Source organism: Candidatus Photobacterium acropomis (assembly GCF_030685555.1).
Taxonomy (GTDB): Bacteria; Pseudomonadota; Gammaproteobacteria; order Enterobacterales; family Vibrionaceae; genus Photobacterium; species Photobacterium lucens.
In genome coordinates this window covers 898,351-924,134 of the sequence record NZ_CP131609.1, presented here as the reverse complement: position 1 = coordinate 924,134, position 25,784 = coordinate 898,351, and the positions used below count along the sequence as shown (strand labels likewise).

General features: G+C 43.6%; 22 protein-coding genes. 10 read left to right on the top strand and 12 right to left on the bottom strand.

The window, feature by feature from the left end; genetic code table 11:
- Positions 1 to 90 precede the first annotated feature (90 nt).
- Together mrcB and hrpB are read right to left on the bottom strand one after the other, a co-directional pair.
- The gene (gene mrcB, locus Q7657_RS10995) at positions 91 to 2,571 is read right to left on the bottom strand and encodes a penicillin-binding protein 1B (RefSeq protein ID WP_107166866.1); all 2,481 of its coding nucleotides are present in this window, start codon (positions 2,569 to 2,571) and stop codon (positions 91 to 93) included.
- A gap of 113 nt (positions 2,572 to 2,684) precedes the next feature.
- Positions 2,685 to 5,183, bottom strand: a complete 2,499-nt coding sequence (hrpB, locus tag Q7657_RS10990) for an ATP-dependent helicase HrpB (RefSeq protein WP_107166867.1) — start codon at positions 5,181 to 5,183, stop codon at positions 2,685 to 2,687.
- A gap of 114 nt (positions 5,184 to 5,297) precedes the next feature.
- Between hrpB and sfsA the strand changes: the two genes are divergently transcribed.
- From sfsA to panC, 7 genes are all read left to right on the top strand, one after another.
- On the top strand, positions 5,298 to 6,011 hold the full coding sequence (gene sfsA, locus Q7657_RS10985) for a DNA/RNA nuclease SfsA (RefSeq protein ID WP_107166868.1): 714 nt from the start codon (positions 5,298 to 5,300) through the stop codon (positions 6,009 to 6,011).
- Positions 6,012 to 6,140: 129 nt separating this feature from the next.
- The gene (gene dksA / locus Q7657_RS10980) at positions 6,141 to 6,590 is read left to right on the top strand and encodes an RNA polymerase-binding protein DksA (RefSeq protein ID WP_008987948.1); all 450 of its coding nucleotides are present in this window, start codon (positions 6,141 to 6,143) and stop codon (positions 6,588 to 6,590) included.
- 304 nt (positions 6,591 to 6,894) lie between these two features.
- The gene (gene gluQRS, locus Q7657_RS10975) at positions 6,895 to 7,779 is read left to right on the top strand and encodes a tRNA glutamyl-Q(34) synthetase GluQRS (RefSeq protein ID WP_023933590.1); all 885 of its coding nucleotides are present in this window, start codon (positions 6,895 to 6,897) and stop codon (positions 7,777 to 7,779) included.
- Between the two features lie 102 nt (positions 7,780 to 7,881).
- On the top strand, positions 7,882 to 9,267 hold the full coding sequence (pcnB, locus tag Q7657_RS10970; protein WP_237459080.1) for a polynucleotide adenylyltransferase PcnB: 1,386 nt from the start codon (positions 7,882 to 7,884) through the stop codon (positions 9,265 to 9,267).
- Positions 9,264 to 9,749 carry a 2-amino-4-hydroxy-6-hydroxymethyldihydropteridine diphosphokinase gene (gene folK / locus Q7657_RS10965; RefSeq protein WP_008987945.1) on the top strand — a complete coding sequence of 162 codons (486 nt, stop codon included), beginning with the start codon at positions 9,264 to 9,266 and terminating at the stop codon, positions 9,747 to 9,749. The genes pcnB and folK overlap by 4 nt, the downstream gene beginning before the upstream one ends.
- A gap of 26 nt (positions 9,750 to 9,775) precedes the next feature.
- Positions 9,776 to 10,570: a 3-methyl-2-oxobutanoate hydroxymethyltransferase gene (panB, locus tag Q7657_RS10960; RefSeq protein WP_008987944.1), complete on the top strand. Its 795-nt coding sequence runs from the start codon at positions 9,776 to 9,778 to the stop codon at positions 10,568 to 10,570.
- Between the two features lie 10 nt (positions 10,571 to 10,580).
- Positions 10,581 to 11,468, top strand: a complete 888-nt coding sequence (gene panC, locus Q7657_RS10955; protein ID WP_107166870.1) for a pantoate--beta-alanine ligase — start codon at positions 10,581 to 10,583, stop codon at positions 11,466 to 11,468.
- Positions 11,469 to 11,540: 72 nt separating this feature from the next.
- On the opposite strand, the gene Q7657_RS10950 is transcribed toward panC, so the two are convergent.
- Positions 11,541 to 12,311: an ABC transporter permease gene (locus tag Q7657_RS10950; RefSeq protein ID WP_107166871.1), complete on the bottom strand. Its 771-nt coding sequence runs from the start codon at positions 12,309 to 12,311 to the stop codon at positions 11,541 to 11,543.
- Positions 12,308 to 13,243, bottom strand: coding sequence for an ABC transporter ATP-binding protein (locus Q7657_RS10945; protein WP_107166872.1), 936 nt, complete (start codon positions 13,241 to 13,243; stop codon positions 12,308 to 12,310). The genes Q7657_RS10950 and Q7657_RS10945 overlap by 4 nt, the downstream gene beginning before the upstream one ends.
- Before the next feature lie 117 nt (positions 13,244 to 13,360).
- Here Q7657_RS10945 and can point away from each other — a divergent pair, with 117 nt between their 5' ends.
- Positions 13,361 to 14,050, top strand: a complete 690-nt coding sequence (gene can / locus Q7657_RS10940; protein ID WP_053988085.1) for a carbonate dehydratase — start codon at positions 13,361 to 13,363, stop codon at positions 14,048 to 14,050.
- Between the two features lie 47 nt (positions 14,051 to 14,097).
- Here can and hpt read toward each other — a convergent pair whose 3' ends face one another.
- Positions 14,098 to 14,631 (bottom strand): hypoxanthine phosphoribosyltransferase, encoded by a 534-nt coding sequence (gene hpt / locus Q7657_RS10935; protein WP_008987939.1) that lies wholly within the window; start codon positions 14,629 to 14,631, stop codon positions 14,098 to 14,100.
- A gap of 222 nt (positions 14,632 to 14,853) precedes the next feature.
- On the opposite strand from hpt, the gene Q7657_RS10930 reads away from it, so the two are divergent.
- Positions 14,854 to 15,462 (top strand): TetR/AcrR family transcriptional regulator, encoded by a 609-nt coding sequence (locus Q7657_RS10930; RefSeq protein WP_053988084.1) that lies wholly within the window; start codon positions 14,854 to 14,856, stop codon positions 15,460 to 15,462.
- A 79-nt stretch (positions 15,463 to 15,541) separates the two neighbouring features.
- On the opposite strand, the gene Q7657_RS10925 is transcribed toward Q7657_RS10930, so the two are convergent.
- The 6 genes from Q7657_RS10925 to Q7657_RS10900 all read right to left on the bottom strand — a co-directional run bounded on the left by Q7657_RS10925 (position 15,542) and on the right by Q7657_RS10900 (position 21,764).
- A complete protein-coding gene (locus tag Q7657_RS10925) occupies positions 15,542 to 16,582 on the bottom strand; it encodes an ABC transporter ATP-binding protein (protein WP_008987937.1) in 1,041 nt (346 codons plus the stop codon).
- Positions 16,582 to 18,210, bottom strand: a complete 1,629-nt coding sequence (locus Q7657_RS10920) for an ABC transporter permease (protein ID WP_107166873.1) — start codon at positions 18,208 to 18,210, stop codon at positions 16,582 to 16,584. The genes Q7657_RS10925 and Q7657_RS10920 overlap by 1 nt, the downstream gene beginning before the upstream one ends.
- 166 nt (positions 18,211 to 18,376) lie before the next feature.
- The gene (locus Q7657_RS10915) at positions 18,377 to 19,390 is read right to left on the bottom strand and encodes a Fe(3+) ABC transporter substrate-binding protein (RefSeq protein ID WP_107166874.1); all 1,014 of its coding nucleotides are present in this window, start codon (positions 19,388 to 19,390) and stop codon (positions 18,377 to 18,379) included.
- A 175-nt stretch (positions 19,391 to 19,565) separates the two neighbouring features.
- Positions 19,566 to 20,795, bottom strand: coding sequence for an ammonium transporter (locus tag Q7657_RS10910; protein ID WP_008987934.1), 1,230 nt, complete (start codon positions 20,793 to 20,795; stop codon positions 19,566 to 19,568).
- 50 nt (positions 20,796 to 20,845) lie between these two features.
- Positions 20,846 to 21,184 carry a P-II family nitrogen regulator gene (locus Q7657_RS10905; RefSeq protein WP_008987933.1) on the bottom strand — a complete coding sequence of 113 codons (339 nt, stop codon included), beginning with the start codon at positions 21,182 to 21,184 and terminating at the stop codon, positions 20,846 to 20,848.
- 211 nt (positions 21,185 to 21,395) lie between these two features.
- Positions 21,396 to 21,764 (bottom strand): YacL family protein, encoded by a 369-nt coding sequence (locus Q7657_RS10900; protein ID WP_107166875.1) that lies wholly within the window; start codon positions 21,762 to 21,764, stop codon positions 21,396 to 21,398.
- Between the two features lie 188 nt (positions 21,765 to 21,952).
- Here Q7657_RS10900 and Q7657_RS10895 point away from each other — a divergent pair, with 188 nt between their 5' ends.
- On the top strand, positions 21,953 to 23,086 hold the full coding sequence (locus Q7657_RS10895) for a glycerate kinase (protein WP_107166876.1): 1,134 nt from the start codon (positions 21,953 to 21,955) through the stop codon (positions 23,084 to 23,086).
- Positions 23,087 to 23,167: 81 nt separating this feature from the next.
- On the opposite strand, the gene acnB is transcribed toward Q7657_RS10895, so the two are convergent.
- Positions 23,168 to 25,765, bottom strand: a complete 2,598-nt coding sequence (gene acnB / locus Q7657_RS10890; RefSeq protein WP_107166877.1) for a bifunctional aconitate hydratase 2/2-methylisocitrate dehydratase — start codon at positions 25,763 to 25,765, stop codon at positions 23,168 to 23,170.
- Positions 25,766 to 25,784: the final 19 nt, after the last annotated feature.

Below are 25,784 nucleotides of genomic sequence, written 5' to 3'. Positions count from 1 at the left end.
TAAAGAAAATACCTCTTCAAAGTCATCACTCCCCTTTCAGACAGAAAAAAGCCCCGCTATATGAGCGAGGCTTTTTGCAATACCGATAGATTAACCACCCGTAAACATATTGGTGATCCAAGCGGCAGGTTTATTACTTGAACACTGCGCTTTTAATTGTCCATCTTTATCCCAAACCGGCAACGAAACACTACCGTTACAGTTAGGTGTTAATGTGCCATTAGCTTGCTTATCGTATTTCATAGTTGTGATCTGTTGTGGCCACGGCAATGTCAGTGGGGCTGGTTGCCTGCGAGTAAGATAATCAGCATAAATACGTAAAGCACCACTAGAGCCTGTTAAGCGCACTGGAGTGTTATCATCACGTCCAACCCATACTACCGCCACTTCATGACCATCAGCACCTGCAAACCAGCTATCTCGGTTCTTATCCGTTGTTCCGGTTTTACCAGCCAATTTTGCCGCGCTGAATTTACTTTGTAAGTAACGTGCGGTGCCTTGGCTAACGACACGCTTCATATCATACGTAGTGAGCCACGCAGCCTGCTCTGGCACTACCTGAGCTGCTTTCGGATAGTTCTGATAAAGAATTCTACCTTTCTGATCGACTACCGCTCGTAGCGCAGTTAAATCAGCTTTACGTCCACCACTGGTAATGGTCTGGAACATTTGTGCCACCTCATAAGGTGATAAAGTAAATGAACCAAGCAGAATTGATGGCAGTTTAGGAATTTCATCGCGATCAACACCCAATTTGCTCATGGTATTAATCACACTTCCCAGCCCAACTTTTAAACCAAGATTTACCGTTGGCACATTCAAAGAATTAGCTAACGCATAATAAAGTGGAACTTGGCCTCTAAACTTACGATCGTAATTTCGTGGACGCCATGTAGTGCCTTTGCTGCCGCGTAATACAATCGACTTATCATCCAAGCTTGTTGCTAAGTTAAATTTATTAGGCTCGCTTAATGCCGTTAAATAAACCGCAGGCTTGGCTAATGAGCCAATTTGACGGCTCGCATCTAACGCACGGTTAAAGCCTGCGTAACCTGGGCGACTACCACCGACAATAGCGCGTACTTCTCCGCTTAGGCGATCAACCACCACCATTGCCGTTTCAACTTTCAGCCCTGCTTTTTTATTGAGCTTTGGCACCATTGCAGCAATACTTTGCTCTGCTGATTGCTGTGATAATGGATCTAAAGTACTGAAGATACGAAGACCTTTACCTGACTTATAAATATCACCGACATCACGCTCAAGCTCTCGTTGTAATTGCTGGAAATAAGCAGGTTGACGACTAGCGATCTTCGGTGTCTTTTGTACACCTAATGGGCTTGAAGCTGCAGCTTCATATTCAGCTCCAGTAAGGGTGTTGTTTTTAAGCAGAAGGCTTAACACCAAATCACGACGCTCTAGCGTACGCTCTGGATGTCGCCAAGGGTTAAACTGAGAAGGCCCTTTCACCATGCCCACCAGCATGGCTAACTGTGCAGGTGTTAACTCATCCAATGGACGACCAAAATACAGTCTTGCTGCTAATGGGAAACCATGTACCTCTTTACCGCCATTTTGACCGAGATAGATTTCGTTAAGGTAAGCTTCTAATACCCGATCTTTGCTATAGCGATAATCAATGATCACGGCAATATAGGCTTCACGAACTTTACGCCATAGACTACGTTCACGGCTTAAAAATAAGTTCTTCGCTAGTTGCTGGGTTAAAGTACTACCACCTTGTACTGTGCGGCCTGCGCGTAAGTTAACGAACATGGCACGAATGATAGCTAACGGTGAAACACCATCATGTTGATAGAAATCTCTATCTTCCGTTGCCAGTAATGCATCAATTAATAACGGTGGGAATTCATCACGCTTCATAAAGATGCGCTGCTCATTGCCTGAAAGGCCAAGCATACCGAGCATTTTAGGTTCAATATTGAAATAACCTAACGAGCGATTAGTGGTTAAGTCTTTAATGCTTGCTAGGGTGTTACCAGAAAAAGTCAGCAACACATGACTTTTTTTCTCAGCCCCTTCAGGAAAATCAAACGGACGTCGGATCAATTCAATGCGAGTTGATGATGCTGAATATTCCCCGATACGGGTTGGTGTGCGCACTTTGTGGTATTTCAATAAATCTAATTCACGGCGCACATCCATAATACTAATGTGTTGATCAGGGCGAAGTGTTAACACGCGACCATAAACAACAGACGGTAAATCCCAAATTTGACCGTCCATTTTATTGCGCACAATCGTATCTAAATAAATCCCTACCACTAACATCGCAGCCACCACCACTAAACCAATTTTAAAGCCTAGCCAGCCAAGCTTTTTAAGCCATGGGCGATCTTTTTTGGTGGTCTTTTTGGTTTTCTTCGCAGGCGTTTTTTTTGCTGGAGCCTTTTTCGTCGCACTGGTTGCTGTACGCTTAGTTGGCTTTTTTTCGGTAGGTTTTGGTTTTACTGGTGTTTTTTTTCGAGGCGTCGTCGGCTTTTTCCCGCCACTGTCTTTCGGCGGTGCGACATGTTTGCTTGACTGTAGATGAGAAGACAACTTAATCATAATGCGTCAACTAATGTCATTCCTATATAAGATAGGAGCAAATAATACTGCTCCTATACATGTGATTTGATAATTATTGAACACTATACCTGATTATATATACAGGTCTATTGCTACATATATTTTTTCGTTTTGCGGGTTGGAATATGATTGGCGGGATCATCCGGCCATGGATGCTTAGGATAACGTCCTTTCATTTCCTTCTGCACTTCTTTGTATGAGCCCTGCCAAAATGCCGCTAAGTCTTGAGTTATTTGTAACGGTCGCTGTGCTGGAGATAACAACTCCAGTACTAATGCTACTTTGCCATTAGCAATACAAGGCGACGCTTTTTCACCAAACATTTCCTGTAATTTTACCGCAAGCACTGGCTGTTGTTGCTCATGATAACGGATCACTATATTAGACCCTGTTGGCACTTGATAATGCGTTGGCAGTAGCAAATCAATCTGTTGTTTTTTATCCCAACCTAAATATGCTTCTAAGGCAGCTAATACATCAACTTTCGCTACGCCTTTCATGGTCTTGATCCCACTCATATAAGGCAGTAACCATGTATCAGCTACCATGAGTAAACTCTCATCATCTAATGCAGGAAGGTTTAACTCAGGTAACCATCGTGTGGCACAACGGGCACGAGTTAAGAGTGAATGGGCTTTATCTGTCCAATTCAATACGCTTAACCCTTTACGCTTAATCGCATTCACCAAAGCTTCACTGGCAAGGGCTGGATCAGGCTCTGGCGCAATATCTCGACTTATAATTAGCTTACCGCAGTAAACACGATGTTCGGCACTTAATCGCCCTTTCTTATCATCCCAATCGAGCCAATCTTGCGCAGTGAAAAGTTCAGGATGCGCTTGCTGCAACTGTGTAATATCAACCGCAACAGCAGAGAAAACTCGGCTATCCCCTTGGCGTGTTTTGACCACATCGGCAACCACTAAGGTTTGCTCTGATGCTAAGCTCAGATCAACCTCTAGCATTACTCCTTGACCATTAGACAGCTGATAACGTCCATCATGATTACGGGTCATTGCTATACGATCCGGAAAGCCCGCTGCCAGTAATGCGCCTAACCATTGGTTATTCACCGTCAATGACGCACTCTTTACTTTGATATCTAGCTGTTGATGGAGCTTTTGCTGGGTTTGTATTGCTCGCTGACGATAATGCCCAGCTTTGGCAAGTTTCTGGCTTTCTAATAAATGTAGTTGGAATGCGAGATCTGGATTATCCATTGCTCGAGGCGGATCTTCGAGTAAAGCAATTAACATGACAGCCGTTGATAAGATTGTCGCATCGGATTGCTCACGATACAGCTCAAGCGCAAACGCTAAGATAGCGGCATGACGAGGCTCGGCACCTAAAGATTGAATTAATTGTCCACGCTCAGTTTGCTGCCCTCGACTGTCTATAGCGCCAAGTTGTACTAATAACTCACGAGATTGTTGCAAAGCAATGGCTGGCGGTAAATCTAACCACTGTAATTCAGCAGGATCGTTACAGCCCCATTGCACTAGCTCCATCGCTAATGAGGTTAGATCACTTCGCAAAATTTCAGGCTGTGGTGTGGCAGGTTGGCGTTGTAACTGCTCTTCACTGTACATGCGCAGACAAATACCCGCTTCTAATCGCCCAGCACGACCTGCTCGTTGCTCTGCCGACGATTGTGCAATACGTACTTGCTGTAAGCGACTGATCCCAGTTTTAGGATCCCACTGCGCAATTCGCTCTAAGCCGCTATCAACCACTAAGCGAATACCTTCAATGGTTAAACTGGTTTCCGCGATATTGGTTGCCAATACCACTTTACGTTGTCCATTGGTTGGTGCACTGATCGCTTGTTGCTGCTGCTCAATATTTAATTGACCATATAACGGGCAAAGCCATGTTTTGTTATCTAAACGTTCTTGCAGCAATTGCTGCAAACGTTTGATTTCACCGACACCGGGTAAGAACACCAGCACAGAGCCCTTTTCATTATCCAATAGCTGACAAATCGCTTGCGCCATTTTCTCAATCAGTTCACGGGGTTCAATAGTGCCGCTATAACGATATTCAACAGGGAAACAACGGCCTTGCGATTCGATATAACTCGCCTCTGGCAATAACGTCATCAGCTCTTGCTGCGATAAGGTTGCCGACATGACCAGCACCGTTAAATCATCACGCAGCGCTTGTTGTACTTCGAGTGCTAACGCCAATGCCGTATCGGCATGAATAGAGCGCTCATGAAATTCATCGAAGATCAGTAAATCAATGCCAGTGAGTTCAGGATCTTGCTGCAGCATTCGAGTCATCACCCCTTCGGTGACAATCTCAAGCTTGGTCTTAGCACTGACTTTGGTTTCACCACGAACCCGCAAGCCAACAGTTTCCCCAACTTTTTCTCCTAACTGACGCGCTAAAAAGCCGGCAATATTTCTTGCCGCTAAACGTCTTGGTTCTAACATCACAATACGTCCAGTAAAGGCTTTTTGCTGTAGTAATGAAAGAGGAAGATATGTTGATTTACCTGCGCCCGGAGGGGCTTTTAAAATCAATTGTGAGTGCGTGTTTAATGCTGCAAACAAGTCAGGTAAAACGTCTTCAATAGGGAGCTGTGACAATCTAGATACCTTATGTCATGATCGAATGAATCGGCTAATGCCAGTGCCTTTAAGTGCTATTGTAACGAAAAGGCAATTTATAACGAAAAACAATCATCAGCCATCGAGAGAACTATGAAATTTGCGCAACCTTTACAAGCAGGCAAACTTATTAAACGTTATAAGCGTTTTTTAGCCGATATTGAGCTTGATAATAATGAAGTTCGTACCATCCACTGTGCTAACACAGGTGCAATGACAGGCTGTGCCGAACCGAATAGCACTGTTTGGTATTCCACCTCAGATAACGCAAAACGTAAGTACCCTAATAGTTGGGAACTCACCCAAACACTCAATAATGATTGGATTTGTGTCAACACAGCACAAGCCAATCGATTAGTGGAAGAAGCGATTCGTAATGACGTAATTGATGAGCTAACAGGTTACACATCACTGCGAGCAGAAGTGAAATATGGTGCTGAAAATAGTCGTATTGATCTATTACTTGAATCAGAAACACGTCCACCCTGCTATATTGAAGTAAAAAGCGTCACCTTATTAGGGGAAAATAGACAAGGTTATTTCCCTGATGCTGTGACCACTCGTGGACAAAAACATTTGAGAGAGCTCACCGAAATGGTAGAGCAAGGCTACAGATCGGTACTATTTTTTGCAGTATTACATTCAGGAATTAATAGCGTTTCGGTCGCAGATCATATCGATCCGATATACGCCCAATTACTCAAACAAGCAGTAAAGGCAGGGGTTGAGGTTATCTGCTACAAAGCAGATCTCGATATAGAGCAAATAACACTGTCCAATTGTATAGAATTTCGTCACTCGAACTGAAAAGTGATGCTTTCTTCACATTGGTATAGAATTGAAGAAAGACAGTAATTGCCACAGCCAAACCTTTCTGCTATAGATACCGCCCAAAATTAACCAGTGACGGTTATTAGGTACATTAGGAGATGCTATATGCCAGAGACCAACGTTAAAAAATCACTAGGCATCCTGGCTATTGCTGGGGTTGAACCTTACCAGGAAAAAGCTGGTGAAGAGTATATGGGTGAAGCACAACGTGCCCACTTCCATAAGATTCTTTCAGCATGGCGTAATCAACTTCGTGAAGAAGTCGATCGTACAGTAAACCACATGCAAGACGAGGCAGCTAACTTCCCTGATCCTGTGGATCGTGCAGCTCAGGAAGAAGAATTCAGCCTTGAGTTACGTAACCGTGACCGTGAACGTAAACTGATCAAAAAGATCGAGAAAACATTGAAGCGCATTGAAGAAGATGATTTCGGCTTCTGTGATTCTTGTGGTATTGAGATCGGTATTCGTCGACTAGAAGCACGTCCAACTGCTGAACTTTGTATTGATTGTAAGACACTTGCAGAGATCAAAGAAAAGCAAATGGCTGGCTAATTACGTCGCCTGCGTTAATGCCTAATTTTAGAGGGAGCGAAAGCTCCCTCTTTCGTTTACACTAGCGTGCGATTTAATGTGGTGCACTTTTTTGCACCCTATCCATGTCGACCATAGCTTGCGCCCTGATCACGCTTAACCAGCCCACAGATTAGCTCGCACCAAACTGAATAAGGTTCTTGCATAAGAATCTTACTCAGTTTGGAGGATTTGCCTTGTTGCAGTACCCCTAGCTCTGGTCAACATACGTTAACGCCGTGCCTAACGCCCTATCAGGTGTAGGCAACTTTTTTGCTCATGATTTATGACACAGACGAACCAATATGTAGGACGCTTTGCGCCATCACCGTCAGGACCGCTTCATTTCGGCTCACTCATTGCTGCCTTGGGAAGTTACTTACAAGCTAAGTCACATCAAGGAAAATGGATAGTCAGAATTGAAGATCTTGATCCACCTCGAGAAATGCCCGGTGCTGCCGATGATATTCTGCGCACATTAGAAGCTTATGGCTTCTGTTGGGATGGTGAACTGATGTATCAAAGCCAACGTCATGATGCTTATCAAGGTCAAATCGACCAATGGTTAGCCCAAGGCGATGCTTATTATTGCCAGTGTAGTCGTAAAGCAATCAAAGAAGCTGGCGGTTTTTACCCAGGTACTTGTCGTCACCTCAATCAACAGCCAAAAGACAGTGCTGTGCGATTAAAAGTGGACACACCTATCGTTGCTTTCGATGATCAATTACATGGTCGAATCGCTCTGCCGGAATCACTGGCGGGAGAAGATTTTATCATTCGACGTCGAGACGGGTTATTTGCTTACAATCTTGCGGTGGTGCTCGATGATATCGAACAAGGGATCACTGAAGTTGTTCGTGGTGCTGATTTAATAGAACCAACAGGTCGTCAAATCGGTTTATACCAGCAACTTGGTCATACCCCTGTGAGTTACTTGCATTTACCGCTCGCTGTTACAGAAAACGGCAATAAGTTGTCGAAACAAAACCATGCGCCTGCGATTGATAAAACCAATCCGCGTCCAGCCTTGGTTGCAGCGCTACAGTTTTTAGGCCTTGCGCCACCAGCAGATCTTGCTGCACACACTGTAGAAGAAATTTTAATGTGGGGCGTTGCGCACTGGCAGCTAGATAAGCTACCAAAAACAACTGCCATCACACTAGCATTCTAAAATAGTCTGCCGTGATATATTATATACGGCTGTTTGTTGAACCAGATGCACATAATGGGGTGTATTATCTTTAATCGAGTAGCCAGCTTTTGCCGTAAAGTATTGAATCGCGACAGTAGTACTCGCGTTCCAGAGGAACAAACTTTGCAAGTTTACCAACGCCAAGAGCACAGCATTTCACGTAAAGATATCAGCGAAAATGCGCTGAAAGTACTATATCGTCTAAATAAAGCCGGTTACGACGCTTACTTAGTAGGTGGCGGCGTACGTGATTTACTGCTAGACAAACAACCAAAAGATTTTGATATTGCTACCAATGCAACGCCAGAAGAGATCAAAAAGCTGTTCCGTAACTGTCGTTTAATTGGTCGCCGTTTCCGTCTTGCCCATATCCTATTTGGTCGAGACATCATCGAAGTTGCCACTTTCCGTGGTCACCACTCCGATGCGCCAGTACAAGCCACAACCCCAAAAGACAGCAAACAGAAGCCACAAATTTCTTCACGCAACCGTGAAGGTATGCTACTTCGAGATAACGTCTATGGCACCATCGATGAAGATGCAGAACGCCGTGACTTTACTATCAATGCCCTGTACTACAGCGTCAAAGATTTCACTGTTACCGATTACGCAAACGGTGTTGAAGATTTAAATAATCGCATCGTACGCCTAATGGGTGATCCAGAAACCCGTTACCGTGAAGATCCTGTGCGTATGCTACGTGCAGTCCGTTTTGCGGTGAAACTGGACATGGACATTGATCCTGCAACAGCAGCACCAATCCAAGAGCTTTCATCATTACTGCAAGATATTCCTGCAGCGCGTTTGTTTGAAGAAAGTTTAAAACTGCTGCAATCAGGCCAAGGTTTAGAAACCTACCGCATGTTGCGTGAATACAACCTATTCCAGCAACTCTTCCCTATTTTGGCAGATCACTTTACCGAAGATCAAAGTAGCCAAACAGAGAAGATGATTGAGCATATCTTGGCATCAACGGATAAGCGTATTGCCGAAGATAAGCGAGTTAATCCTGCGTTTATCTATGCTGCAATGCTGTGGTATCCAATGATGATCCGCGCGGAAGAAGTCTCTTTTGCTAGCGGCTTATCGTTCTACGATGCCTTTATGGTGGCAAGTAACGATATTCTTGATGATCAAGTTCGCACCATTGCGATCCCACGCCGTCATACCACTACTGTACGTGATATTTGGCAGCAACAATTGCGCTTTGCCCGTCGCAGTGGGAAACGTGCCTTTAAGACCATGGAACATCCAAAGTTCCGCGCTGCCTACGATTTCTTAGAAATGCGTGCCCTATTTGAAGGTCATGACATTAAAGAGTTAGCGCAGTGGTGGGCTGAGTTCCAAAATGCCGATCGTAATCAACGCGGCAAAATGGTCATGAATGTCAATGAAGGTGGTAACCGCCGCCCACGTCGTCGCCGTCCTCAGCAACGTCGTAAAAAACCGCAGCCAAAATCATCATGATCCGAGCCTATATAGCGATTGGCAGTAACTTGGGCGATCCGATCGCCCAAGCTAATAGCGCCATTGATGCATTAAAAGCACATCCAGATATGACGGTGGTTGCCGTATCATCGCTGTACAGCAGTACCCCGATGGGACCACAAAACCAACCAGACTACATTAACGCCGTCGTCGCTATTGATACCGAATTAGCGCCGCTGGCTTTACTTGATCAAACCCAAGCAATTGAGCTTGAACATGGTCGAGTGCGCAAAGATGAACGTTGGGGACCAAGAACCTTGGATCTCGACATTCTGTTATATGGTGATCTTGAACACCATTGTGAACGTTTAACCGTTCCCCATTACGGCATGAAAGTACGTGAATTTGTACTTTATCCGTTAGCTGAGATCAGCCCTAAGTTAATCCTACCTGACAACACTTCTTTATCCACTCTATTGGATCAGGTAGACCTCAATGGCTTAGCTATCTGGCAAAAATAAAAAATCTATCAGGGCGAGGAGAAGCTATGAAGAAAATTACTATCAACGATCTCATGAAATGGAAGCAAGAAGGTCGTAAGTTCGCATCTGTTACCGCATACGATGCGAGTTTCGCTCAATTATTTGAGCAACAGGAAATGCCAGTTATGCTGGTTGGTGATTCTCTTGGCATGGTTTTACAAGGCCGTGAAGATACGCTTCCTGTGACGGTAGAAGATATTGCTTACCACACGCGTAGTGTTCGTGCGGGAAGCCCTAATGCATTACTGATGGCTGATATGCCATTTATGAGTTATGCAACACCAGAGCAAGCTTGCGAAAACGCAGCTAAGCTAATGCGAGCTGGTGCAAACATGGTCAAACTAGAAGGCGGCGCATGGCTAGCAGATACCATTTCTATGCTAGCTGAACGTGCCGTTCCTGTGTGTGCTCACCTTGGTTTAACCCCGCAATCTGTTAACATTTTCGGCGGTTACAAAGTCCAAGGTCGTGATATCGATAAAGCCGAGCAAATGGTCAAAGACGCTATCGTCTTAAAAAATGCTGGCGCTCAAATCATTGTACTTGAGTGTGTTCCTGCAAGCCTTGCTGAGCGCATTACCAAAGCGGTTGATATTCCCGTCATCGGCATTGGTGCTGGTAATAGCACCGATGGTCAAATTCTAGTTATGCACGATATGTTCGGTATTTCTGCTAACTACATGCCGAAGTTTTCAAAGAACTTCCTTGCAGAAACTGGCGACATGCGTGAGGCCGTCACTAAATATATTAAAGATGTTGAAACGGGTGAATTCCCAGGACCTCAACATACTTTTGAATAAGGAATAAGAGATGCAAACATTCGCCGAAATTGCCCCACTAAGAGAGCAAATTCGTACCTGGCGCCGTGAGGGTCGTCGTATCGCTTTTGTTCCAACTATGGGTAACTTGCATGAAGGCCACTTAACGCTAATGCGTAAAGCGCGCAAACATGCCGATGTTGTTGTTGCTAGTATCTTTGTTAATCCAATGCAGTTTGATAAAGCTGAAGATCTTCAAACGTACCCGCGTACGCTGGAAGAAGATATTGCCAAACTGCATGAGCAAAACATGGTTGATGTGGTGTTTACACCAACACCAGAGATCATGTATCCAGCAGGTATTGAGAACCAAACTTTTGTTGAAGTTCCAGGCCTATCTAGCATCCTTGAAGGCGAACTGCGTCCAGGTCACTTCCGTGGCGTGGCAACCATCGTTAATAAACTGTTTAATATTGTTCAGCCTGATGTTGCCTGTTTTGGCGAGAAAGATTTCCAACAGTTGGCATTAATTCGTCAAATGGTGATCGATTTAGCGTTAGACATCAAAATCGTTGGCGTACCAACTGTGCGTGAAATGGATGGCTTAGCTATGAGCTCACGCAACGGTAAACTAACCGTTGACGAGCGCCAACGTGCACCTGTGATCGCTCGTACTATGCGTTGGATCAGCAGCCAAATGCGTGGTGGTCGTACTGATTATGATGAGCTAGTGATTGATGCCAATGATCAATTACGTGCAGCCGGTCTACAACCTGACAAGTGCTTTATTCGCGATGCCGTTACCCTACTGCCAGTGACAGAAGAGACCCAACATGCGGTGATCTTAATGTCTTCTCAATTGGGTAAAGTACGCCTGATCGACAACCAAGTGGTCGATTTAGGTCCAACACAAAACTCAGATGAAGATGTGGCTGAATAAGCATTAATGCATAAGCAAAAAAATACCGCTCACATGAGCGGTATTTTTTTATCTTTTTTCTTTGGTTGCCTGTTATGAGCGTAAACCAATACCACGAGAAATTAAGTAATACGCCACACTATAAAGCGCGATAACAAACACACTTAACACCGCAAAAGAAGTACCAATCGCAACATCGGATACCCCTAAGAAGCCATAACGGAACGCATTGACCATGTAGACGATTGGGTTAATTTTCGAAACGCCTTGCCAAAACTCAGGCAATAGATTGATCGAATAAAACACCCCACCCAGATAGGTTAATGGCGTTAGGACAAAGGTCGGAATAATACTGATATCATCAAAGGTACGAGCAAATACCGCATTAATTAAACCGCCGAGTGAAAACACGATCGATGTCATCACTACGGTTGCGATAATCACCCCAATATACGCAATATGCAGTGGTACAAACAACAACGATACAATCGTCACTAGCGTTCCCACAGCTAAACCTCGCAGCACACCACCACCGACATAGCCTGCAATAATGATGTAATTCGGTACCGGTGCGACCAATAACTCTTCGATGTTATGCTGAAACTTAGCGCTGAAAAATGAGGATGCCACATTCGAGTAAGAGTTGGTGATCACCGACATCATGATCAAACCAGGAACGATATACGCCATATAGCTAAAGCCTTCCATATCACCAATGCGGCTACCAATTAAGTTACCGAAGATAATGAAATACAAGGTCATGGTGATCGCTGGCGGCACTAAGGTTTGCACCCAAATACGAGTAAAACGATGGATCTCTTTGGTGATCAAACTCTTAAATGCGATCCAGTATTGCTTCTTCACGCCTCTACTCCTTCTTTCTTCGCTTCCGCTTGATTGACCAGCGTGACAAATAGCTCTTCTAAGCGATTACTCTTATTACGCATCGATTTCACCGCAATGCCCTGCTCAGATAATTGAGTGAAAACAGGATTTAAACTTTCGCCCTTTTTCAGCTCAACTTCCAATGTGGTGCTATCGACTAACTGGCTGTTCATGCCTGTTAATTGTGGTGCTTGGGTTTGTGACTCAATATCTAAAATGAACGTTTCTAGTTCTAATTTACCCAGTAAGTCTTTCATCGACGTGTGCTCAATCAACTCACCGTGATTAATAATGCCAATGTTACGACACAGCATTTCTGCTTCTTCAAGGTAGTGAGTAGTTAAAATGATCGTCACTCCTTCTTGATTGATTTTGCGTAAAAACGCCCACATCGAACGACGTAATTCAATATCAACCCCAGCGGTTGGCTCATCTAAAATCAGCAGCTTTGGCTCATGCATTAATGCCCGTGCGATCATTAAACGACGCTTCATACCACCGGATAAATTACGCGCACGTTCACTACGCTTACCCCATAAATCAAGTTGAGAAAGGTATTTTTTAGCACGCTCTTTAGCCACCGAACGCTCAACTCCGTAGTAACCCGCTTGGTTCACCACTATCTGCTCAACCGTTTCAAATGGGTTAAAATTAAACTCTTGTGGCACTAAACCTAGCTGATTTTTCGCATCAACTTTTTCACTATCAAGGTCATAGCCAAAGATTTTCACCGAACCAGAAGTTTTGTTCACTAACGAGCTAATAATGCCAATCGTGGTAGATTTTCCTGCGCCATTTGGCCCTAAAAGCGCAAAAAAGTCGCCTTCAGTCACGGTTAAGTTCATGTTTTTAAGCGCTTTCACACCGCCATTGTAAGTTTTTCTTACACTTTTTATTTCTAAAGCGTTCATAAATTGCGCTCTTTCTGTTACAAAAATAAAAGGAATTATTACTGATTTATCACTAATCCGATTTGCTACCAGCTCAGCTTGTGTATAGTAAGGAACATATCAATATAAGGTATCATCATGGCAGATATTAAGCAGCTCTTCGCAAACAACCTATCTTGGTCAGAGAACATTAAAAATGAAGATCCTGACTACTTTACCGAATTAGCAAAAGGACAACATCCTCAATACCTTTGGATTGGTTGTTCTGACAGCCGTGTTCCTGCAGAACGTCTAACAGGACTGGTTTCAGGTGAGCTATTCGTTCACCGTAACGTAGCAAACCAAGTTATCCATACCGACTTAAACTGTTTATCAGTAGTGCAGTATGCCGTTGATGTTTTAAAAGTTAAACACATCATTGTTTGTGGTCACTATGGTTGTGGTGGTGTGACAGCCGCCATTGAGAATCCACAACTTGGTCTTATCAATAACTGGCTACTTCACATTCGCGACCTTTATCTAAAACACCGCTCAGATCTAGGCGCGCTACCTCGTCAAGAGTGGGATGATAAGCTATCTGAAATCAACGTCGCTTCCCAGGTTTATAACCTAGGTAACTCTACGATCCTACAACAAGCTTGGGAGCGTGGTCAGGAAGTGAAAATTCACGGTTGGATCTACGGTACAAGTAATGGTGTGCTTAAAGATCTTGGCGTGACATCAACCAGCCGCGAAACACTCGAAGTGGGTTATCAAGCTGCGATGGCATCACTGCTACCGCCACTGGAAAAATCGATTGAAGAACATATTGCTGAAAAAGCAGAATAATCTTGTTGATTAAATAGAAAAAAAGCGACCATCAGGTCGCTTTTTTATTATTCCTGTACCGGTACCACTTTACCAATGTAAGGTAAGTGACGGTATTTCTGAGCATAGTCGATACCTACACCCACAACGAATTCATCTGGGATCACAAAGCCGTACCAATCTACTTTCACGTCTACTTCACGGCGTTCTGGCTTATCAAGTAGCGTACAAATACGAATAGACTTAGGCTCACGTAGCGATAGAATTTCACATACTTTGCTTAGAGTATTACCAGTATCGATAATATCTTCAACCAGCAGTACATCTTTACCTTTAATGTCATCATCCAGATCTTTTAGGATGCGAACATCACGGCTACTTTCCATAGTATTACCGTAGCTTGATGCAGTCATAAAATCGACTTCATGTGGCAATTCAATCGCACGTGCTAGATCAGCCATGAAAACAAAAGAACCACGTAGTAAACCCACCATCACTAAATCAGTTGAGTCTTTGTAGCATTCAGTGATCTGCTTACCTAGCTCTTTTACACGTTCCTGAACTTCCTGCTCAGAAATCATTACTTCAATTGTATGTTTCATTTTCTTCTCCATTAGTGCAACGGCACTAGCCACAAGGCTACTTCTTTCAAAGGAATCGCATTGTACCACTCATTAGAAATAATGGTTATTTAATCAATAGTGTCAATTATACGAAACACATCACTGAGTAATTATTTGCCGAACAGTTGTTTATTATGTAAGCTAGCCTTATTAAAGCAGATGCATAACTGAATTTTATACTTAGGCTAGGGATGATTAATTATGGATACGATTACCAAAAAAACTCGTACGCGTCTTTCACCGGAGAAAAGAAGACAGCAACTTCTTGATTACTCACTAGAAGTTTTCGCAAGAAGAGGTATTGGTCGTGCAGGTCACGCTGATATTGCGGAAATGGCAAACGTTTCCGTTGCTACTGTATTCAATTATTTTCCAACCCGAGAAGCACTGGTTGAACAAGTATTAGTTGAAGTTGAAAACGAGTTTAGTGCATTACTTGAAGAATGCCTTGGTGATAAAAACAGGACACTGCACGAGCGTCTAACTTGCATTAGTCACAACCTTATCGATACCGTTTTAGAGCAACAAGATTGGATCAAAGTGTGGTTTGAATGGAGTACTTCTGTACGTGATGAAGTATGGCCACAATTTGTTGAAACTAACCGTAATAATCTACACAAAGTGCGTGATGCTTTTTCTCAAGCCATTGATAATGGTGAGATCAAAACAGAGCAAACTGCAGATGACTTAGCCAAATTACTGCACGGCATTTGCTACGTACTTTATATCCAAGCTAATTTACTGCCAGATCAAACAGCACTACATCAACAAGCAGAAACTTACCTTGAAGCATTAGCACTGACTCGCTAATAAAATCCCATAAGTAAAAGGCCAGCATCATGCTGGCCTTTTTCATATCTATATTCTTTGACTTTGTAATTAACGCAACTTACGCGACTGCAAAAACAACAGGCTGATGCGGTTCAACATCCACCGCCACACGATCGCCGATATTCATCAATGAGTGTGAATTAACAATCAATTGATGACCAGAGAAGTCAACCGTATAACGACAGCTATCGCCCATAAATTGTTGTTCGATAATTTCCCCATCACCATCCTGCTGCAAGCTTACACGTAGGTTCTGAGGGCGTAACAACCAATCAACGGAAGTATCATCCGCCAGTAAGGTTTCATTCGATGCTAGCGCTAATTCACCCAATGGTGTCAGTAAGCGGTTTTGATTTTTCACTGTGGCTGGTAAGTAAGAACCTGTACCTAAGAAGTCAGCGACAAAACGACTGCTTGGCTGATAGTAAAGCTCCGTCGCCGTACCAAACTGTTCAATCACACCGTTATTCATCACCGCCATTTTATCGGCAAAAGCAAAAGCCTCTTCACGACTGTGAGTTACGAAAATAGCAGTAACACCTTGAGCTTTGAAAATCTTACGAATATCACGGATCAAACTATGGCGTACTTGAGTATCAATATTTGAAAACGGCTCATCAAGTAAGATTAAATCAGGCTCACACGCCAGTGCTCGTGCAATCGCCACACGCTGTTGCTGACCACCAGACAATTGGTGAGGGTAACGATCTGCAAGCCCTGTTAAGTGAACCAATTCCAACATCTCTTGGATCTTGGCTGCAATACGTGGCTTTTCCCAATGGCGCAAACCAAACGCGATATTTTGCGCCACCGTAAGATGTGGAAACAATGCATAGTCTTGAAAGATCATGCCAATATTACGTTTCTCTGGCGGTTGCCACTGATGTTCATCAACAATCGTACGCTCGTTGATCGACATATAACCTTGCTCTAATGGCAGTAGGCCAGCAATCGCTTTTAATAACGTTGTCTTACCGCAACCACTGGCGCCAAGCAAGCAGACAATCTCACCTGAATTAACCGCTAACGATAAGTCTTTTAACACTGGCTGACCATGGTAACTACAGGTTAAGCCACTGACAGATAATGCATGTTTCATTAGTTCTTTTGCTCCAAAGATCGGTTAACCAACACCAAAGGGATCAACCCTACCGCCACCAGTAAAATCGCAGGTAATGCGGCGATTTCTAACTGCTCATCAGAGGCGAAATTAAATACATACGTCGCTAAGGTTTCAAAGTTAAATGGACGTAATAACAGTGCCGCGTTGAGCTCTTTCATCGACTCAATAAACACCAATAAACCCGCAATTAAACAGCCACGACGTATCAACGGTAAATGGACTTTTCTCAACATTGCCGTTGAGCCATATCCCATGGTTTTTGAGGCCATATCTAACGATGGCGATATTTTGGTTAAGCTAGTTTCAATACTGCCAATCGCAACAGCGGCAAAACGGACAACAAAGGCAAATACAATCGCGAAAATAGTGCCTGAGAAGATAAGTCCTGGACGACCTAAACCTAAACTAATCGCAATATCATTAACAAGGTGATCCATACTGGTTAGTGGGATCATCACCCCAATCGCCAAAACCGTTCCCGGTACCGCATAACCCAGTGACGATAAGCGAATTGGCATTTGACTTAAGCCTTTGCCATCTAAGCGGCGGTAAAAATTCACTAATAGTCCTAAGATCACCGCAATCACGGCTGCCGATACCGAGACTAATAAACTATTAATGCTGTATTGCTGAAATTCTGGCGTCCAACTCTGACTGAAATAATCAACCGCGTAATAACCTAATTGCAGTACCGGTAGAATGAAGGCACTGCCGACTAAACTCCAACACCACACCAAGGCAAACCACTTTTTCCAACCCGTTAGCTGATATTTATAATCGCCATCGTTATCACATTGATGTTGGAACATCTTCTGTTTACGACGACTAAAACGCTCACTGCTGATCAAAAAGAAAATCACCAACAACATAATCGCGGAGATTTTTGCCGCTGCATACAAGTTCGAGTAACCCAACCATGTATCGTATACCGCCGTGGTTAAGGTATTGACCGCAAAATAACTAACGGTGCCAAAATCCCCTAGTGCTTCCATTGCGACCAGAGACACACCTACCGCGATGGCAGGGCGCGCTAATGGCAATGAGATACGACGGAAACTTTCCCAAGGGGTACAACGTAGCAAACGTGCTGATTGCAATAGACTCACGCTTTGTTCCATAAACGCTGCACGAACTAATAAATAGATATAAGGATAAAGCACTAAAGCGAGGACAAAACACGCCCCACCAAGGGTACGTAGATCAGGAAACCAATAATCACTAACGTGCTGCCAACCGAAAATATCGCGCAGGAAAATCTGGATAGGGCCAGCGTAATCAAACCAGTTAGTGTAGAGATAACCGACGATATAACCTGGCATCGCCAGGGGAAGTACAAGCGCCCATTGCAGGATTTTTTCTCCCGGTAAGCGACACATTGCCATAAACCAGGCAGCAGGAAGACCAAAACAAAGAGAAAGCAGTACCGTACCAATAACAAGACCAACCGTGTTGAAGGCATAGGTTGGCATCACCGTATTAAGCAAATGACTAAACACATCATCTGAATTGCCCATTGCGGTAACAAATATCGCTAAAATAGGAAAAACCAGCAGCAGAGCAAACGTCCAACTACCGGTCTTCCAGAACAAAAACTTTTCTTTCATTTACTACTACTTAGTATTTTTTCAATATCTTTAGCCATCATCCGCATCGGCTAGATTCTGTCCCCATATTCCTTAAATGGGAAAGGGAAACTACCACAACTTATTGCAAAACTTACCAAGCACAATGTAAAAATGGGGCTTAGCGCCCCATTTATTTTGTAACTAATTACAGATCAAACTTCACTTCATCCAACAGTTTAGTCGCTGCATTGTGGTACTGAGCAATTTCATCTAGTGATACATCGTCAGCTTTGAAGTCACCCCAAGATGCCACAAGCTCTGAACGCTTCACACCATCTTTTACTGGGTACTCGTAGTTCACTTCTGCATACATTTCTTGTGCTTTATCAGAAGTTAGGAATTCCATTAACTTAAGTGCGTTGTCTTTGTTTGGCGCGTATTTCGCCATTGCCATACCACTTACGTTAACGTGTGTACCTTTGCTCTCTTGACCTGGGAAGTTAATGTAAACTGCTTCTGCCCATGCTTTTTGGTTTTCATCGTTAACCATTTTACCTAGGTAGTAGCTGTTACCAATTGCCAGATCACATAGACCTTCTTTCACAGCTTGTACTTGCGCACGGTCATTACCTTGTGGCTTACGCGCAAGGTTCGCTTTCACGCCTTCAAGCCATACTTTGGTTTCTGCTTCACCGTAATGCGCGATCATTGATGATACTAATGAAACATTGTAAGGGTGTTTACCAGAGCGAGTACAAATCTTACCTTTCCACTCAGGCTTCGCTAAATCGCTGTAATCAAAAGATGCTGGTAGCTTACCTACACGATCTTTTGATGAATAAACGTTACGAGAACGCAATGTTAGAGCAAACCACTCATCTTCGTTATCACGGAACTGAGCAGGTACATTGCTATCAATCACTTTGCTATCAACAGCTTGAACTAGCTTCTTATCTGAAAGCTCAACCAAGCGGCTAATATCTGTTGTTAATACAACGTCTGCTGGGCTGTACTCACCTTCTTGTTGTAGTTTTTCTGCAATACCTTGTTTAGCAAATTTCACATTAACTTTAATACCTGTTTCTTTTGTGAACTCGTTAAACATAGGCTCAACTAAGAAAGGTTGACGGTATGAATAAACATTTACCTCTTCAGCCGCAGTGGCAACTTGAGGAGCGGCTAAACCCATAAGGATGGCAGGAGCTAAAAGCTTTTTCATTGATTATTCCCTTAAACGCAAAATGTAATGATAATGTTTCTCAATAACATTCATTATACGCAAAAGACTTCCCTTCGCAATCTAGCCGTTACAAATTTTTACAATCAAAAATAAAAATCGCCACCTATCTCTAGGTGGCGATTTTTTATCTATAAAGTAATTAGTTACTTATATTTTATTTCACGCTAACAAATTCTGGGTAAGCATCAACACCACAATCGTGTGAGTCCATACCTTCTAATTCTTCTTCTTCTGTTACACGGATACCAATTGTTGCTTTTAGCACGCCCCATACCGCAAAGCTTGCAGCAAATACCCAACCGAAGATAACAGCAGCACCAAATAACTGCGTCATAAAGCTGGCATCAGCGTTACTAAATGGCACTACCATTAGACCAAATAGACCACACACACCGTGTACAGAGATTGCACCTACAGGATCATCAATCTTCACTTTATCTAGTGCGATGATACTAAATACAACCAATGCACCTGCAACCACACCAATAATTACCGCTGCAACTGGTGATGGAGATAAAGGATCTGCGGTAATAGCAACTAGACCTGCTAATGCACCGTTCAATACCATGGTTAAATCAGCTTTACCCCATGTTGTTTTACATACTGCCAATGCTGCAATCGCACCTGCTGCCGCTGCTGCATTGGTATTTAGGAAGATTTGACCTACTGCCGTTGCGTTCTCAAAGTCAGACACCATTAACTGAGAACCACCATTGAAACCAAACCAACCGAACCACAGAATAAATGTACCTAGTGTCGCAAGTGGCATGTTTGAACCAGGAATTGGGTAAATTTCACCGTTTTTACCGTACTTACCTTTACGCGCACCAAGCAGTAATACGCCCGCTAATGCCGCAGCAGCACCTGCCATGTGAACAATACCTGAGCCTGCAAAATCACTAAAACCTGCTTCTGATAAGAAACCACCGCCCCATGTCCAGTAACCTTCAACCGGATAGATAAATGCCGTTAGCACTACAGAGAAAATAAGGAATGACCATAGCTTCATACGCTCAGCAACCGCCCCTGATACCACAGACATTGCTGTTGCAACGAATACCACTTGGAAGAAGAAGTCAGATTCTAGTGAGTGATCAGCCCCTTCTGCTTGGGTACCAATTAAAGTACCAAATGACGGTAACCAGCCACCAGCACCGTTATCAACGTACATGATGTTGTAACCCACTAGCAGGTACATAGTACAAGCGATAGCATATAAGCAAATGTTTTTAGTTAAGATTTCTGTGGTATTTTTAGATCGAACAAGACCTGCTTCTAACATTGCAAATCCAGCTGCCATCCACATTACTAATGCTCCAGACATCAAAAAGAAAAAGGTGTCTAGCGCATAACGCAATTCTGTTACTGTTGTTGATAATTCCATGGTCGTCTTCCCCTAATAACCCTAATTCATCAATTTGTTACGTTTACGATCTACAGCGCTTCAGTATCAACTTCACCTGTACGGATACGTACTGCGTGTTCAAGGTCATAAACAAAAATTTTTCCATCACCGATTTTGCCGGTTTGCGCAGCATTGCTGATCGCTTCAACAATGGCATCCAAGTTCTGGGCTTGTGTGGCAATTTCAATTTTCACCTTAGGCAGAAAATCCACCTGATATTCAGCACCACGGTACAATTCGGTGTGTCCTTTCTGTCGGCCAAATCCTTTGACTTCCGAGACAGTCATACCTTCAACACCGACATCAGCTAATGCTTCACGTACATCGTCTAACTTAAATGGCTTAATAATGGCGTTAATGATCTTCATTGCTAGCTCCTCAAATACCCAATCCTTGATGTTTACACTTATTTAACAAACAAGCATTATGCCAATATTTATTTTCCCGAATATTCAATAACTTATAAATTTAAGGACAAATAAACGAAAAAAGGCTGCACTATTACAGTGCAGCCTTTTCACTAACATGAAGCATAAATATGTTTTCTATCAATGACGCTTTTTTAACACGATTTCCCGTTTAAAAACGCTGGATAAAAGCACGCCACCCTTCAAGAACTTGTGCTAGATCTTCAAATCCACATACAGATAAACTTTCTTCATCATAAAAGTGCAGATCTTCTTCAAAATCTTCTTCTTCCTCTAAAAACAAATAATTAGCTTGAACTAATGCTTCATTATCTTGCAGAGAAAGGGTCAGCTCTTCACCGACTAAACGCCATTCTTGGCTACTATTTTTCATTGCACTAAGTTGATCCATGATCAGATCAAGCTTATCGGTATCTTTACCTATCTCATCAATGATCCAGCGCCCCAGAACTTCATGTCCCATAGAAAAAATAGCGTGGTAAGTACCGTCCAAGGTATTTTTTTTAAATTCGTAATCCATACCTTTCGTTCCTCATAGGTGATCTTGTTGCGATGAAGCTGATCAACTGCCAGCCCTTACGCTTGTCGCCCATTGTCAGGATCTTCTCAATAAATGCAACTCAATAGCGCTATATTCAACAAATCGTGATACACCATAGAACAACAAAGAGAAATGTATTCAATCGGTTCGTATGAAAGGCCCAAATTATGAAAATTATTATTGCTCCTGATTCTTACAAAGAAAGCTTAACGGCAATGGACGTGGCAACGGCGATTGAAAACGGTTTTCGCCAAGTAATACCGAACGCTGAATACATTAAGTTGCCAATGGCTGATGGCGGTGAAGGTACTGTGCAATCACTGGTTGATGCCAGCAACGGCACCATCATTGAGCATTCAGTAACCGGGCCGTTAGGTGAACAAGTCAATGGCTTCTTCGGTTTAATGGGTGACGGTAAAACCGCCATTATCGAAATGGCTGCCGCATCAGGTTTACACCTTGTGAGCCCAGAGCGACGCAACCCAATGTTGACCACCAGCTTTGGTACTGGTGAGCTCATTCTTGCCGCATTAGATCAAGGCGTTAAACACATCATCATCGGCATTGGCGGTAGTGCCACTAACGATGGTGGTATAGGCATGGCGCAAGCATTAGGTATACGTTTTCTCGATGAAAATAATAAGCAAATTAGCTATGGCGGTGGTGCATTAGATCGCTTACAACGTATTGATATGAGCAATATTGATCCTCGCTTAAGATCTGTAAAGCTCGACGTAGCGTGTGATGTTGATAACCCATTGTGTGGAGAAAAAGGCGCGTCGCAAGTCTTTGGTCCTCAAAAAGGTGCAACGCCTGAAATGGTCACTCAACTCGATAATAACCTTGCCCATTATGCTGAAATCATTAAGCGTAACTTAGGTAAAGATGTAAAAGATATCGCTGGCGCAGGAGCGGCTGGCGGTATGGGAGCAGCTTTGCTAGGGCTGTTTAATGCCCAATTACGTCCTGGCATTGAGATTGTCATGGATGCCGTTAACTTAGCAGATGTACTAAAAGACGCTGATCTAGTGATCACCGGTGAAGGCCGCATTGATAGTCAAACCATTCACGGCAAAACACCGATTGGTGTGGCACGTACTGCAAAACGTTTTAACAAACCAGTGATTGGTATTGCGGGCTCTTTATCTTACGACTGCAATGTCGTTCATGAACATGGTATTGATGCCGTATTCAGTGTGGTTCCACGCTCGGTTAGCCTAGCGGAAGCGCTATCAGAAGCAGCAATCAACGTTGAGCTAACCGCACGTAATGTGGCAGCCATTTATGCTCTAGCTCGCTAATACGAATAAGGAACAAAAACGCCTCGAACTTATCATAAGTCGAGGCGTTTTTTATTATTTAATCAGCAACTAGATACAATACTAAGCAGGCTGTTGAATGATCACTTCGTCCGCTTTCTTAGTGTAATCTTCCATACGGTGGAAGTTTAAGTAACGGTAAGTATCCGCCGCTGTTGCATCAATTTGCTTAGCATACTCTAGGTATTCTTCCTTCGTTGGAATACGACCTAAAATCGCACCTACTGCTGCAAGTTCAGCTGAAGATAGGTAAACATTAGCACCTGTACCTAAACGGTTCGGGAAGTTACGGGTTGATGTCGACATCACCGTCGCTTTATCTGCAACACGTGCTTGGTTACCCATACACAGTGAACATCCCGGTGTTTCGATACGAACCCCAGCACGACCAAAGATACCGTAGTAGCCTTCTTCCGTTAGCTGATCTTTATCCATCTTCGTTGGTGGTGCGACCCATAGACGCGTATCTAGCTGACCACCGAATTTCTCAAGCAGTTTACCTGCTGCACGGAAGTGGCCAATGTTCGTCATACATGAACCGATGAACACTTCATCAATTTGTGTACCTTGAACGTCAGACAGTAAACGCGCATCATCCGGATCGTTTGGCGCACATAGAATTGGCTGATCAATCTCTGCCAGATCAATTTCAATCACGTGAGCATATTCTGCATCGCTATCTGCGGTCATTAGCTCAGGGGTTGCTAACCACTCTTCCATTGCGGTAATACGACGCTCAATGGTACGACGATCGCCATACCCTTCAGAGATCATCCACTTCAGCATCACGATGTTTGAGTTTAAGTACTCGGCAATCGATTCTTCAGAAAGCTTAACGGTACAACCTGCCGCACTTCGCTCTGCCGATGCATCTGATAGCTCAAATGCTTGCTCAACCGTTAGGTGCTCAACACCTTCGATCTCAAGTACTCGACCAGAGAATTCGTTGATCTTACCTGCTTTCTCAACCGTCAGTAGACCTTGCTGAATCGCGTAATACGGGATCGCATGAACCAGATCACGTAGCGTGATCCCTTCTTGCATCTCACCTTTAAAACGAACCAAGATTGATTCAGGCATATCCAACGGCATAACACCTGTTGCAGCAGCAAAGGCGACAAGGCCAGAACCTGCAGGGAATGAAATACCTAATGGGAAACGGGTATGTGAATCGCCACCTGTACCTACAGTATCAGGAAGTAGCATACGGTTTAACCATGAGTGAATAACACCATCACCTGGGCGAAGTGATACACCACCACGGTTCATAATGAAATCAGGTAAGGTATGATGCGTATTTACATCAATCGGTTTTGGATAAGCTGATGTGTGACAGAACGACTGCATCGTAAGTTCTGCTGAGAAACCAAGGCACGCTAAGTCTTTTAACTCATCACGAGTCATAGGACCGGTAGTATCTTGCGAACCTACCGTTGTCATCTTAGGCTCACAGTAAGTGCCAGGGCGAACGCCTTCAACACCACAAGCTTTACCTACCATCTTCTGAGCAAGCGTGTAACCTTTACCGCTATCTTCTACTGCCACTGGGCGACGGAAAATATCCGATGATGGTAAACCTAATGATTGACGAGCACGATCAGTCAGACCACGTCCGATGATCAATGGAATACGACCACCTGCACGTACTTCATCAATCAGTACATCGGTTTTTAGCTCAAAGGTAGACACAAGCTCATCGCTATCGTGACGACGTACTTCACCTTTAAATGGGTACACATCAATCACATCACCCATTGCCAGTTTCGTTACGTCCACCTCAATTGGTAGTGCGCCAGCATCTTCCATGGTATTGAAGAAGATAGGTGCGATCTTACCACCTAGTACATAACCACCCGCACGCTTGTTCGGTACATAAGGAATATCATCCCCCATAAACCAAAGCACTGAGTTCGTTGCAGACTTACGAGATGAACCCGTACCCACAACATCACCCACGTATACTAATTGGTGACCTTTTTCTTTTAGCGCTTCGATTTGTTTAATTGGACCCACAGAGCCCGCTTGATCCGGCACGATGCCATCACGCTCATTCTTTAGCATCGCTAGTGCGTGTAATGGAATATCAGGGCGAGACCATGCATCAGGTGCAGGTGATAAGTCATCGGTATTGGTTTCACCTGTCACTTTAAAGACAGTTAACGTGATTTTTTCAGCCAGTGCAGGTTTTGATAAGAACCACTCAGCATCAGCCCATGATTGTAGAACTTGTTGAGCAAATGCATTTCCAGCTTTCGCTTTTTCTTCTACATCGTAGAACGCATCAAACATCAGTAACGTATGAGAGAGTGCTTTAACAGCAATAGGCGCAAGTGATTCATCATCAAGCAATGCAATTAATGGTTCGATGTTGTAACCACCTTGCATTGTACCAAGCAATTCAGCCGCTTTTTCTTTACTGACGAGTGGCGATTGCGCTTCACCTTTAGTGATAGCAGTAAGGAAACCAGCTTTGACATAAGCGGCTTCATCAACACCAGGGGGAATACGATTTTCGAGTAAATCTAGTAGAACACTTTCTTCACCTGCTGGCGGGTTCTTTAATAACTCAACAAGAGCGGCAACTTGTTCAGCATCCAATGGTTTAGCAACAACCCCTTCAGCAGCACGCTCTTCGACGTGTTTACGGTAGGCTTCAAGCACGACATATTCCTCATATTAC

Coding starts and splice junctions, on each gene's coding strand:
- mrcB (WP_107166866.1), bottom strand. CDS start 2,571: ATGATTAAGTTGTCTTCTCATCTACAGTCAAGCAAACATGTCGCACCG.
- sfsA (WP_107166868.1), top strand. CDS start 5,298: ATGAAATTTGCGCAACCTTTACAAGCAGGCAAACTTATTAAACGTTAT.
- dksA (WP_008987948.1), top strand. CDS start 6,141: ATGCCAGAGACCAACGTTAAAAAATCACTAGGCATCCTGGCTATTGCT.
- gluQRS (WP_023933590.1), top strand. CDS start 6,895: ATGACACAGACGAACCAATATGTAGGACGCTTTGCGCCATCACCGTCA.
- folK (WP_008987945.1), top strand. CDS start 9,264: ATGATCCGAGCCTATATAGCGATTGGCAGTAACTTGGGCGATCCGATC.
- panB (WP_008987944.1), top strand. CDS start 9,776: ATGAAGAAAATTACTATCAACGATCTCATGAAATGGAAGCAAGAAGGT.
- panC (WP_107166870.1), top strand. CDS start 10,581: ATGCAAACATTCGCCGAAATTGCCCCACTAAGAGAGCAAATTCGTACC.
- Q7657_RS10945 (WP_107166872.1), bottom strand. CDS start 13,243: ATGAACGCTTTAGAAATAAAAAGTGTAAGAAAAACTTACAATGGCGGT.
- can (WP_053988085.1), top strand. CDS start 13,361: ATGGCAGATATTAAGCAGCTCTTCGCAAACAACCTATCTTGGTCAGAG.
- hpt (WP_008987939.1), bottom strand. CDS start 14,631: ATGAAACATACAATTGAAGTAATGATTTCTGAGCAGGAAGTTCAGGAA.
- Q7657_RS10930 (WP_053988084.1), top strand. CDS start 14,854: ATGGATACGATTACCAAAAAAACTCGTACGCGTCTTTCACCGGAGAAA.
- Q7657_RS10925 (WP_008987937.1), bottom strand. CDS start 16,582: ATGAAACATGCATTATCTGTCAGTGGCTTAACCTGTAGTTACCATGGT.
- Q7657_RS10920 (WP_107166873.1), bottom strand. CDS start 18,210: ATGAAAGAAAAGTTTTTGTTCTGGAAGACCGGTAGTTGGACGTTTGCT.
- Q7657_RS10915 (WP_107166874.1), bottom strand. CDS start 19,390: ATGAAAAAGCTTTTAGCTCCTGCCATCCTTATGGGTTTAGCCGCTCCT.
- Q7657_RS10910 (WP_008987934.1), bottom strand. CDS start 20,795: ATGGAATTATCAACAACAGTAACAGAATTGCGTTATGCGCTAGACACC.
- Q7657_RS10905 (WP_008987933.1), bottom strand. CDS start 21,184: ATGAAGATCATTAACGCCATTATTAAGCCATTTAAGTTAGACGATGTA.
- Q7657_RS10900 (WP_107166875.1), bottom strand. CDS start 21,764: ATGGATTACGAATTTAAAAAAAATACCTTGGACGGTACTTACCACGCT.
- Q7657_RS10895 (WP_107166876.1), top strand. CDS start 21,953: ATGAAAATTATTATTGCTCCTGATTCTTACAAAGAAAGCTTAACGGCA.